Here is an 11,885-nt window from a genome sequence, read left to right on the forward strand (position 1 = left end):
GAAAACTATTATGCATGCATACTTTTTTGAGAAAAATTTATTTCGTTAGCATTAAATTCTATATATTGCTATACTAAATTTAACTAATTCCCTAAAATGAAGACACTCTTAAAAACTATGATGCTGTTTTGTTGTGCATTCTGTTTTGCGCAAACAACAGTAAAAGGTAAAATCATCGACAATAATGGTCAACCCTTACCAGGAGCCAATGTTATTGTATCTGGAACAACTACAGGTACGATTTCAGATTATGATGGAAACTATACCTTGACCGTTAACCAAGATCCACCATTTACAATACAAATTAGTAGTGTAGGTTTTGAAACTGTAAATCAAGAAGTTACAACAAACCCTCAAACTATTGATGTCACCCTTGTAGAAGGTACTGAATTAGATGAAATTGTTATTTCAGCTTCTAGAACTCCTGAACGAATCTTTGAATCTCCAGTAACTGTTGAACGATTTGGACTAAAAGAAATCAAAAATACTGCTTCAGCAGATTTTTATGGAGGTTTAGAAAATCTCAAAGGAGTTGATATCAATACCAACAGTTTAACCTTTAAGTCTATTAATACCAGAGGTTTTGCTGCTTTCGGTAATAACAGGTTTGTACAACTTGTTGATGGTATGGACAACTCTGCTCCAGCACTTAACTTCCCTTTAGGAAACTTGTTAGGTATGACTGAAACAGATGTTCAAAGCGTTGAAATATTACCTGGTGCTTCTTCTGCTCTTTATGGTGCAAATGCATTTAATGGTATTTTATTCATGAGAAGTAAAAGTCCTTTTGATCATGCTGGAATAAGTGGCTATGTTAAAAGAGGTATCACTTCACAAGAGGCTGCAGGAGATAATGATTATACTGACGTAGGTGTTAGAATGGCACACAAGTTTAGTGATAAATTTGCGGCTAAAATCAACTTTGGATATTTAAAAGGTACTGACTGGTTCGCTACTAATTATGATGATAAAGACAGATTAGGTGGAACCCGAGAGACAAACATAAATTATGATGGTGTAAACGTCTATGGTGATAATGTTACCACAAATATTAGAGACGCAGCGCCTGCAAGTATTCAGGGTCTTATTCCTGATGTTAATGTAAGTAGAACAGGATACACTGAGACTGATTTAACCGATTATAATGCCGAAAGTGTAAAGGCAGATTGGGGTTTATATTTCCGTCCTTGGGCAAATGATTTTGAAATCCAATATGTAGGTAAAATTGGAACAGGTTCAACTGTTTATCAAGGGGCACAACGTTATAGAATAGACAACTTCTTTTTACAACAGCACAAATTAGAATTTAAAGGTGATAATTTCTTTGTAAGAGGATATGTAACTGCAGATAAAGCTGGAGATACATATATTATGGATGTTGCAGGACCAAACTTATTACAAAAATGGAAGTCTCATGAAGATTGGTTTGGCCAATACATTGAAACATTCGTTGGTGCTACCCTTGGAGGTGCTACTGAAGCAGAAGCTCATGTTGCGGCCAGAGGAGTTGCTGAGACTGGCAGGTATGAGCCAGGAACACGAGAGTTTCAACAAGCTTTTGACCAAGTAACTAGTCAAACAAGTTTTTTAACTGGATCTGCGATTAGAGATAACTCACAAATTTATCATGGTGATGCTAATTATAATTTCGGAGATATGGTAGAATTTGCTGAAATACAGCTTGGTGGTTCATACAGAACTTATCGATTAAATTCTTTTGGAACTATATATGCTGACGAGAATGGACCTATCACTTATTCTGAGCTAGGTCTTTATACACAATTACAAAAAACACTAGAAGTCAATGAAAACTTAGAACTAAAATTAACAGGTTCAATACGTTATGATAAATCTGAATTATTTGATGCATTTTTATCACCAAGACTTTCAGCAGGTTTAACTGTAAACGAAAACCATAACTTTAGAGTATCGTATCAATCTGGATTTAGAAACCCAGACACCCAATCTTTATACATTGGTTTAGAGACGGCATTAGGTACGCTAGTTGGTGGTGCTTCTGATATAGGTGAACGTTTTGAAAGACCTTACTCTGTAAGTCAATTTGCTCAAAATAATCTAGGTCAGCCATCATCTATAACTCAAACTGCTGCAGCTGCCTATACCAATTCATTATTTGTTTCTGTTGCAGGTGAATTAACTAACGAAGACCGTGACGTAAGTTCTAATGGAAGTAATTTTATTGGGAACTCTAATTTTGTTAAACCTGAAAGAGTAAGTTCTTTTGAAGTAGGTTATAGAGGTAAAATTAAAGGTTTCGTTATTGATGCTTCTGCCTATTATAATTCTTATAATGATTTTCTTGCAAACGAATCTGTTGTAGCTCCGCTTTACGGAGATGTTTCAAATTTCAACCTTACGGGTTATGACCCAAACAACCCTGGATCTGTAGCAGGATTAAATTCAGACACTCAACAAATTTTAGCAGCATTAGACAATGGTGATGTTAATGTGTATCAAACTTATACAAATTCTGAGGAATCGGTAAACTCTTATGGAGCTGCAATAGCAGTGTCTACAAAAGTGTTTAAAGATTTTGACTTAAGTGCAAATTACACCTATGCTCATTTAGATTTTGATGTAAAAGCTAATCCAGACTTCAGAACTAGTTTTAATACGCCTGATCACAAGGTAAAAGCTACATTCGGAAATACAGATTTATTTACGAATTTTGGATTTAATGTCGCTTGGAGATGGAGTGATAATTATTATTGGGAATCATCATTTGGTGATGGTGAAGTTCCGGCATTCCATGTATTGGATGCGCAAGTAAATTATAGAATTCCAAGTTTAAAATCATCAATAAAAGTTGGAGCAGTTAATCTACTTCAAGATGAATACTTTACTGCATTTGGAACTGGTTTAATAGGGTCTCAATACTATGTGTCTTGGACAATTAATAACTTATAATAATGGAAAAGAAACTATTTAAAATGAAAAAAATAAAGTATATATTTCTATCACTACTTGCACTAAGTATGATAGCCTGCGAGAATGACGTCGTAAAAGATTTTAGAGAACTAAATGAGAACGATGATGTTACTCTAGAAGAATTAACTGTTGGATCAGCAGATTTTTCTAATTATGTGGCAATAGGAGCCTCATTTACAGCTGGATTTTCTGATGGAGGTTTATTTAAAGCTGCCCAAGAACGTTCATTTCCTCAACTACTGTCAGAACAATTTGCTTTTGGTGGTGGAGGAAGTTTTACTCAACCGTTAATGGATGACAATACAGGTGGAATATTAGTTGGTGGCTTTGCCTCTGGTTATAGATTAGTTTTTGGTGGTGAAGGACCAGTGCCTTTAGATTTGTTTTTAACTAGTCAAGGAGCTCCTGTGCCTCCAATTACAACTGAAGCTACAAATAACATTGGAAGTAATTTTAATAATTTTGGAATTCCAGGTGCTAAAAGTTTTCATTTTGTGACTCCTGGATATGCTGCATTTAATCCTTTTTATACACGTATAGCTTCAGGACCTTCATCTACAGTTTTAGGTGATGCTTTAGCACAAAACCCGACATTTTTCACTTTAAGTGAAGTTGGAGGAAATGATGTGTTAGGATATGCAACTTCTGGAGGGTCAGGTGTTGACCAAACAGGAAATATTGATCCATCAACCTATGGCTCTAATGACATTACAGATCCTAATGTATTTGCTAGTGCGTTATCAACTATGGTTTCTGCTTTAACTCAAAATGGAGCTAAAGGAGTTGTAACAACTGTTCCTGACATTACAAGTTTATCCCACTTTACAACTGTTCCTCACAATCCTGTTCCATTAGACGCAGCAACTGCTGCAGCTCTAAATCAAGGTTATGCTGCGTATAATGGTGGTCTTCAAGCGGCTTTTGCTGCATTAAATGGTACTGGTTTGTTTACGGCAGAAGAAGTTGCAAAACGAACTATTTCATTTTCTGAAGGAGAAGGCAATGCAATGGTTATTATAGACGAAAATTTAACCGATTTAGGTGCAATTAACCCTGCATTCGCTGGTATACCGCAATATAGACAAGCAACTGCTACAGATTTATTTGTATTGCCGTTAAGTTCACTCATTCCACAAGGCTATGGCACTCAAATTCCACTAGAAGATAGATGGGCACTTACTCCTGAAGAACAAACAGCAATTGCAAACGCGACTTCTGCATACAACGCAACAATTAATGCTATTGCAGACTCAAATCCAAATCTAGCAGTAGCAGATTTAAGAGCTGTTTTAGAACAGGCCTCAACGTCAGGTTATCCTTATGATGAGTTTATTATGAATACAGATTTAGTTTTAGGCGGATTAGTTAGCTTAGATGGAATTCATCTTACATCTAGAGGCTATGGCTTAATGGCTAGAGAATTCTTAGTTGCAATAGATGAAGCTTTTGGTTCAAACTTTATTGCCTCTGGAACAACTCCAGTTGCAGATATTTTACCAACAAATTATTCACCCTTATTGCAATAAAACACTATAAAATATTACAAAAAAAACACCTTCATTTTGAAGGTGTTTTTTTATGCAGAAAAAAGCAAATAAAATGGCTTTATTTTTAAATTAAAAAATATATCTTTGCAGCGCGAAAAAGTAGTGCTTTGTAATCATTGTATTAAGTCTATTTTTCAGTATTGAAATATCTAAACATTAAACACATAAGTAATGTCAAAAGTTACAGGTAAAGTTGCACAAATAGTAGGTCCAGTTATCGATGTTCAATTCGAAGCTGGTACTGAACTTCCAAAAATTTATGATTCGTTAGAAATTAAAAGACCTGATGGTTCTCTTTTAGTATTAGAAGTACAATCTCACATTGGTGAAGATAGTGTTCGTACTATTGCGATGGACTCATCTGATGGTTTAAGTAGAGGGACAGAAGTTGTAGCTACTGGTGCTCCTATTCAAATGCCAATTGGTGATGATGTTTACGGACGTCTTTTCAATGTAATTGGAGATGCTATTGATGGTATTGGAGATTTACCTAAAGCAGGAAGTGCAGGTTTGCCAATTCACAGACAAGCACCTAAATTTGAAGATTTATCAACATCTACTGAAGTATTATTCACTGGTATTAAGGTAATCGATTTAATTGAGCCTTATGCAAAAGGTGGTAAAATTGGTTTATTTGGTGGTGCTGGTGTAGGTAAAACAGTATTGATTCAGGAATTAATTAACAACATTGCTAAAGGACATGGTGGACTTTCAGTATTTGCTGGTGTAGGAGAACGTACTCGTGAAGGAAACGATTTACTACGTGAAATGTTAGAGTCAGGTATTATCAAATATGGTGATGACTTTATGCATTCTATGGAAGAAGGTGGATGGGATTTATCTAAAGTTGATAAATCAATAATGAAAGAATCTAAAGCAACATTCGTATTCGGACAAATGAATGAGCCTCCTGGAGCTCGTGCTCGTGTGGCACTTTCAGGATTAACTATAGCAGAATATTTCCGTGATGGAGCTGGTGAAGGACAAGGAAAAGATGTACTTTTCTTCGTAGATAACATCTTCCGTTTTACACAAGCTGGTTCTGAAGTATCTGCATTATTAGGTCGTATGCCTTCTGCGGTAGGTTACCAACCAACATTAGCAACAGAAATGGGTGCAATGCAAGAACGTATTACTTCAACAAAAAGAGGTTCTATTACATCTGTACAAGCGGTTTACGTACCTGCAGATGATTTAACCGATCCTGCTCCTGCTACAACCTTTGCTCACTTAGATGCTACTACAGTATTATCTCGTAAAATTGCTGAGTTAGGTATTTATCCTGCTGTGGATCCATTAGATTCTACATCACGTATCTTAACTGCTGACATTTTAGGTGCTGAGCACTACGATTGTGCACAACGCGTAAAAGAGTTATTACAACGATATAAAGAATTACAAGATATTATTGCCATCTTAGGTATGGAAGAATTATCTGAAGAAGATAAAATGGCTGTTGGTAGAGCTAGACGTGTTCAACGTTTCTTATCACAACCGTTCCACGTAGCAGAGCAATTTACTGGTATTCCTGGTGTATTAGTTGATATTAAAGAAACTATCAAAGGTTTTAATATGATTATGGAAGGTGAATTAGATCACTTACCAGAAGCGGCATTTAACCTTAAAGGTACAATCGAAGAAGCTATTGAAGCTGGAGACAAAATGCTTGCTGAAGCATAAAACAGTAAGAAGTAAAAAGTAAACAGTGGTAAATTACTACTAATTACTAATTACTGATTACTAAATACTTTAAAAAATATGTATTTAGAAATTGTATCACCAGAAGCTACATTGTTTAGCGGAGAAGTAACTAGCGTTGCTGTTCCTGGTGTAATGGGTGAGTTTGAAATGCTAAATAATCATGCACCTGTTGTATCACTTTTAAAAGAAGGAAACGTAAAGATTAATGGAAACATTACCTTAGAAGAAGAGGTTGAAGCTAAATTCAATAAAACTGATAAAGGGTTTTGGTTACCAATTTCTTCTGGTACTATTGAAATGAAAGACAATAAGGTAATCGTACTCGCAGATTAAGTTTACTTTATATTCAAATATTAAAAACGCCAAACATTATGTTTGGCGTTTTTGTTTACTTTAACTTATTGTTCATTCTTTAGAATACAATTCAATATTTCATTATATATATTTGTGGTATGGAGTCAACCATAATAATATCTGAAAATAAAAGACCATTTTGGCAATTAATTATTGCCGCATTGCTATTTACATTTGCGTCTTATGTCATACTTATTTCATTACTAGACATAAATTGGTCATTTAAAGACGTATTACCTATGGCCCACAGTTTAGAATTTGTTGTATTTATTTCAGCAATAGCAATTGGTTTTTGTTCTCATAAATGTGTTTATATCGACATCCAAAATTCCAGATTTAAGCCAACTATGGAAATTGGATTTGTAAAAATTGGTAAATGGAAAATTATTAAAAATTATCAATATGTTTCTGTTTTTTATGATCCGTCAAAAAGTGAATCAGAACAATTTGAAGTTAATTTATGGTATGAACGAAACAAACATTTTGAGCTATATGCAAGAAATAATTATAGAAATGCCATGGAAATAGCTTATAACCTATCTGAAGAATTAGAAATTGATCTTTTAGATGCTACAATAAAAAACGACTATAAGTGGATAGATAAGGAAGAATTAAAACAACAAGCAAATGAGCAAACTTCCTAAAAAACTTAACAACAAACTAGAAAAGCGACAGCTGGAAAATGCCTTTCGTCAATTAGGTAAATCAAACAACCTCATTGATTTTTCGTCTAATGACTATTTAGGCTTCTCAAAATCTGAAACTATTTTCAATACAACTCATGAGTTTCTAAAAACTCATAACTGTAAACACAATGGTGCAACAGGTTCTCGTTTATTATCTGGAAATCATAAGCTATTTAAAATTGTAGAAAATCAAATAAGCAACTTTCATCATTCGGAAACAGCTTTAATTTTTAATTCAGGTTATGACGCTAACTTAGGATTCTTCTCTTGCGTTCCTCAGCGCAACGACATAGTTTTATTTGATGAGTTTTGTCACGCCTCAATTCGAGATGGCATCACCATGAGTAATGCTAAAGCTTATAAGTTTAAACATAATAGCATAGAAGCAATTGAGACATTAATTCTTCGTCATTCTGAACTTGTTTCAGAATCTCATCAAGACGTTTATATTGTTACCGAATCTGTGTTTTCTATGGATGGTGATTCTCCAGATTTGTCCCAAATGTCTCAATTAAGCAAAAAATACAATGCCAACCTTGTCGTTGATGAAGCTCATGCTCTTGGTGTGTTCGGTACAAAAGGTAATGGACTCATAAACGAATTGAAAATTGAAAATTCTGTTTTTGCACGAATTATAACCTTTAGTAAAGCTTTAGGAGCTCATGGTGCTGCCATTTTATGTCATCAAGATCTTAAGGATTATCTCATTAATTTTTCAAAACCTTTTATTTATACCACTGCTCTTCCACCTCATTCTTTAGCAACTATAAAAATATCATATGATGTACTTGTCGCACTGAGCACAGTCGAAGTATCACACATAAAACAACTACATCATAATATCAATTTCTTTAAATCAGAATTAAATCGACTCAACCTTAAAGAATTATTTATTGGGAGTCATTCTGCAATTCATTGCTGTATAATCTCAAGAAATGAAAACGTAAAACACATCGCTCAAGAACTTCAAAATCATGGTTTTGATGTAAAAGCCATACTATCTCCTACTGTTCCAAAAAGCAAAGAACGTTTACGATGGTGTTTACACAGTTACAATTCTTCAGAAGAAATCACAAAAGTCTTAGAGTTACTTGCTACTTTTGTTTAAAATCAATGCGTCTTTATGATCGACAATTATACTATACTAACTACCTTTCCGTATTCAACAGAAGCTCAAATTACAAAATCTAAACTCGAAGACGAAGGTATTGCAGTAATGCTATTAGATGAAAAAACTGTAGATTCAGATCCTTTAATAAGTCAAGCCATTGGTGGTGTAAAACTTTTAGTTTCAGATAGCGATTTTGAAAAAGCCCTAAAAATTTTCAACGCCATAAGACCTTATGAACTTGATTCAAACAACAATCCAATTCATTGTCTATCTTGTAATTCAAGTCATATTTTAATTGCACCCTTAGAACGGAAGAACTTATTTCACATGCTATTTCCCTTTTTTGAAAAGACAAAATACATTTGTAACGATTGTAAAACAATATTTTAATGCACACATATTTCATTACAGGAATAGGAACTGATGTTGGAAAAACTATAGCTTCAGCTATTGTTACTGAAGCTCTAGAAGCCGATTATTGGAAACCAATTCAAGCCGGAGAATTGGAATATTGCGACACTAAAAAGGTTATAGATTTAGTATCAAATAAGAATTCTAAATTTCATAAAAACAGCTATGCTTTACAAACTCCTATGAGTCCGCATGCTGCAGCAGAAATCGATGGCATTTCAATTGAACTGAAACACATAAAGACTCCAAAAACTAAAAACAATCTAGTCATTGAAGGTGCAGGTGGATTATTAGTTCCCATAAATAATAAGAACACGATTATAGATTTAATCGAACCAGATTATAAGGTTATTGTCGTATCTAGACATTATTTAGGAAGTATAAACCATTCCCTTTTAACGATAAATTTATTACAAAATAAAGGTTTTGATGTTTCCATAATTTTTAGCGGAAATGCACATAAAACCACAGAAGATATTATAACAAAAATGACTAAAGTAAAGGTTATAGGTCGTATCGATGAAGAACCATACTTTGACAAAAATGTAGTGAAAGCATATGCAGAAGAATTTAGAGATAATTTATGACACTAAAACAAAGAGATAAAAACCACATTTGGCATCCATTAACGCAACATAAATTGCATCCTGAAACCATTGCAATAACAAAAGCTAAAGGTTGTATGTTATTTGACGAAGATGACAATGAATATATTGATGCTATTGCGTCTTGGTATACCTGTATGTATGGCCATTGTAATCCATATATAACTGAAAAAGTTGCTGACCAAATGCGAGTTTTAGACCAGGTTGTTTTTAGCGGATTTACTCATGAACCAGCCGTTAAATTATCCGAAGCTTTAATTGACATACTTCCCAACAATCAAAACAAGCTCTTTTTTAGCGACAACGGATCCACATCTGTTGAAATAGGAATAAAAATGGCGTTGCAATACCATTTCAATCGCGGTGAAAAACGTAAGGTATTAATTGCTTTCGAAGACGGGTTTCATGGTGATACGTTTGGAGCGATGAGTGTTTCTGGGTTATCCGTTTATAATGGTCCGTTTGAAGATTTCTTTTTAGATGTTAAACGCATTCCAACACCAAATGGTGACAACCACGACACTATTTTAAATCAATTAAAACTATTAGCCACTACTCATAAAATTGCAGGTTTTGTCTACGAACCTTTAGTGCAAGGTGCAGCAGCAATGAAAATGCACAATGCTGATGGTTTAAATAAAATTCTAAACTTTTGTAATTCACAAAACATCATCACTGTTGCAGACGAAGTAATGACAGGGTTCGGTAAAACCGGAAAACATTTTGCTTCAGACCATTTAGCAACCAAACCAGATATTATGTGTTTGAGTAAAGCCTTAACTGGTGGCTTATTACCTATGGCAATTACAAGTTGTTCGCAAGATATTTATGATGCTTTTTACAGTGATGATTTAAGCAAAGCACTGTTTCATGGCCATACGTATTCTGCAAACCCATTGTCATGTACTGCTGCTTTAGCAGGAATTGACTTACTCAAATCGGATGACATTCGAAATAACATAATACGAATTATAGCATCTCATCAAGAATTTGGTAAGCATATTCAAAACCATCCTAAAGTAGCTTCTATTCGTCAAACAGGAATTATTTTTGCATTAGATTTAGATATTGAAATGGAACGTTATGGGAATCTTCGCGACAAACTCTTTCAATTTTTTATGAAAAATGGTGTCTTCTTAAGGCCTTTAGGTAACACGATTTATATTCAAGCGCCTTATGTTATTTCTAAAGAACAACTTCAAAAAGTGTATCAAATTGTAGAAGACGCTTTAGAAATTATTTAGGACGTTACCGCAAGGGTCAGGCTATCCACTATATCTTTTTAATAAAAAAATTAAAAAGGATGCCGTTTCTATCCTTAACGCAAAAAATATGAACTCTTATTAATACCTTTGCTAAAATCAAATCTGTTTGAAACAACCAATCTCCATAACTGCAATTTCATCCATTTCTCCCTTAGGACACACTCCTGAAGATATTTGGACTAACTATAAAAACCATGCGCATTTTTTTACAAAAAAGGATGGCAATTGGGTTGCAGAATTAACGTCAGAAGAAAAAACAGAAATTAACAGTTTAAGGCAATCTAACACAAAATTTAAAGCACTTGACGATTCAGTGCTATTTGCCATTTATACGTCTCGACAAGCTATTAAAAATACCAATTGGGACGCCAGAGATAACTTCGGAATTAACATTGGATCTTCAAGAGGTGCAACTGCACTTTTCGAAAAATATCATGCAAACTATATTCAAAATCAAAAGGCAAAAACCTTAACCTCTCCTACTACTACTTTAGGTAATATTTCATCTTGGGTTGCCCATGATTTACAAACTAAAGGACCAGAAATATCACATTCAATTACCTGCTCTACGGCTTTACATGCCATGCTAAATGGTATCGCGTGGATCAATTCTGGAATGTGTAATAAATTTCTAGTTGGTGGCAGTGAAGCAGCGTTAACGCCATTTACAATTGCGCAAATGCAGGCCTTAAAAATATACGCAAAAGCTAAAAACGTTGAATATCCAAACCAATCTCTAAACCTCAACAAAATGTCTAACACAATGATTCTTGGCGAAGGTGCTGCTATGGCTTGTTTAGAATTGGGAGAAAAACCAATGGTTTTAGCAAAAATTATTGGGATTGGATATGCCACAGAAATCTTAGAACATAACGCTTCCTTATCGACAAACGCACTTTGTTTTCAACGTTCTATGACGATGGCCTTGGGCAAATTAAAACCAGAAGACATCGATGTTATTGTTACACACACTCCTGGAACTATAAAAGGTGATCAGGCCGAAATAAATGCGATTAATTCAGTTTTTTGTAACAAAACGCCTTCATTAACTACTAATAAGTGGAAGATAGGTCACAGTTTAGGTGCCTCCGGACTTTTAAATATTGAAATGGCAATTTTAATGTTGCAAAAACAAGAATTCATTTCAATACCTTACCTAAAAGCCCAAACACCTAAGCACATCAAAAACATCCTAGTAAATGCAGTTGGTTTTGGTGGAAATGCAGTGTCTATTTTACTTTCAAAATAACATTTGA

General features: G+C 34.3%; 10 protein-coding genes. All 10 read left to right on the plus strand.

The annotated features are described in order from the left end of the window. Positions 1-96 precede the first annotated feature (96 nt). The 10 genes from VOI25_RS01990 (at position 97) to VOI25_RS02035 (ending at position 11,878) form a co-directional block, all read left to right on the plus strand. Positions 97-2,928: a TonB-dependent receptor gene (locus tag VOI25_RS01990; RefSeq protein WP_323787229.1), complete on the plus strand. Its 2,832-nt coding sequence runs from the start codon at positions 97-99 to the stop codon at positions 2,926-2,928. Positions 2,929-2,951: 23 nt separating this feature from the next. Beyond that, positions 2,952-4,475, plus strand: coding sequence for a G-D-S-L family lipolytic protein (locus VOI25_RS01995; RefSeq protein WP_323787230.1), 1,524 nt, complete (start codon positions 2,952-2,954; stop codon positions 4,473-4,475). A 192-nt stretch (positions 4,476-4,667) separates the two neighbouring features. Continuing rightward, complete coding sequence (gene atpD / locus VOI25_RS02000; RefSeq protein ID WP_323787232.1) at positions 4,668-6,176, plus strand: F0F1 ATP synthase subunit beta; 1,509 nt, start codon at positions 4,668-4,670, stop codon at positions 6,174-6,176. Between the two features lie 78 nt (positions 6,177-6,254). Further along, positions 6,255-6,530 carry a F0F1 ATP synthase subunit epsilon gene (locus VOI25_RS02005; protein ID WP_323787234.1) on the plus strand — a complete coding sequence of 92 codons (276 nt, stop codon included), beginning with the start codon at positions 6,255-6,257 and terminating at the stop codon, positions 6,528-6,530. A gap of 119 nt (positions 6,531-6,649) precedes the next feature. Then, the gene (locus VOI25_RS02010; protein WP_323787236.1) at positions 6,650-7,195 is read left to right on the plus strand and encodes a hypothetical protein; all 546 of its coding nucleotides are present in this window, start codon (positions 6,650-6,652) and stop codon (positions 7,193-7,195) included. Then, on the plus strand, positions 7,179-8,345 hold the full coding sequence (locus VOI25_RS02015; RefSeq protein WP_323787237.1) for a pyridoxal phosphate-dependent aminotransferase family protein: 1,167 nt from the start codon (positions 7,179-7,181) through the stop codon (positions 8,343-8,345). Before VOI25_RS02010 ends, VOI25_RS02015 begins: the two co-directional genes overlap by 17 nt. A gap of 15 nt (positions 8,346-8,360) precedes the next feature. Next, the gene (locus VOI25_RS02020; protein ID WP_323787239.1) at positions 8,361-8,738 is read left to right on the plus strand and encodes a DUF2007 domain-containing protein; all 378 of its coding nucleotides are present in this window, start codon (positions 8,361-8,363) and stop codon (positions 8,736-8,738) included. Then, positions 8,738-9,346 (plus strand): dethiobiotin synthase, encoded by a 609-nt coding sequence (gene bioD / locus VOI25_RS02025; protein WP_323787241.1) that lies wholly within the window; start codon positions 8,738-8,740, stop codon positions 9,344-9,346. Before VOI25_RS02020 ends, bioD begins: the two co-directional genes overlap by 1 nt. Beyond that, entirely contained in the window at positions 9,343-10,608 is a 1,266-nt protein-coding gene (gene bioA / locus VOI25_RS02030) for an adenosylmethionine--8-amino-7-oxononanoate transaminase (protein ID WP_323787243.1), read from the plus strand. The genes bioD and bioA overlap by 4 nt, the downstream gene beginning before the upstream one ends. Positions 10,609-10,735: 127 nt before the next feature. Next, on the plus strand, positions 10,736-11,878 hold the full coding sequence (locus VOI25_RS02035) for a beta-ketoacyl synthase N-terminal-like domain-containing protein (RefSeq protein WP_323787244.1): 1,143 nt from the start codon (positions 10,736-10,738) through the stop codon (positions 11,876-11,878). Positions 11,879-11,885: the final 7 nt, after the last annotated feature.

It is taken from the genome of Psychroserpens sp. (genome assembly GCF_034670085.1).
Taxonomy (GTDB): domain Bacteria; phylum Bacteroidota; class Bacteroidia; order Flavobacteriales; family Flavobacteriaceae; genus Psychroserpens.

What these genes read in the sequence shown, in the direction of transcription:
- VOI25_RS01995 (WP_323787230.1), top strand. Translation starts at nt 2,952, where the DNA reads ATGAAAAAAATAAAGTATATATTTCTATCACTACTTGCACTAAGTATG.
- VOI25_RS01990 (WP_323787229.1), top strand. Translation starts at nt 97, where the DNA reads ATGAAGACACTCTTAAAAACTATGATGCTGTTTTGTTGTGCATTCTGT.
- VOI25_RS02005 (WP_323787234.1), top strand. Translation starts at nt 6,255, where the DNA reads ATGTATTTAGAAATTGTATCACCAGAAGCTACATTGTTTAGCGGAGAA.
- bioA (WP_323787243.1), top strand. Translation starts at nt 9,343, where the DNA reads ATGACACTAAAACAAAGAGATAAAAACCACATTTGGCATCCATTAACG.
- VOI25_RS02010 (WP_323787236.1), top strand. Translation starts at nt 6,650, where the DNA reads ATGGAGTCAACCATAATAATATCTGAAAATAAAAGACCATTTTGGCAA.
- VOI25_RS02015 (WP_323787237.1), top strand. Translation starts at nt 7,179, where the DNA reads ATGAGCAAACTTCCTAAAAAACTTAACAACAAACTAGAAAAGCGACAG.
- bioD (WP_323787241.1), top strand. Translation starts at nt 8,738, where the DNA reads ATGCACACATATTTCATTACAGGAATAGGAACTGATGTTGGAAAAACT.
- atpD (WP_323787232.1), top strand. Translation starts at nt 4,668, where the DNA reads ATGTCAAAAGTTACAGGTAAAGTTGCACAAATAGTAGGTCCAGTTATC.
- VOI25_RS02020 (WP_323787239.1), top strand. Translation starts at nt 8,361, where the DNA reads ATGATCGACAATTATACTATACTAACTACCTTTCCGTATTCAACAGAA.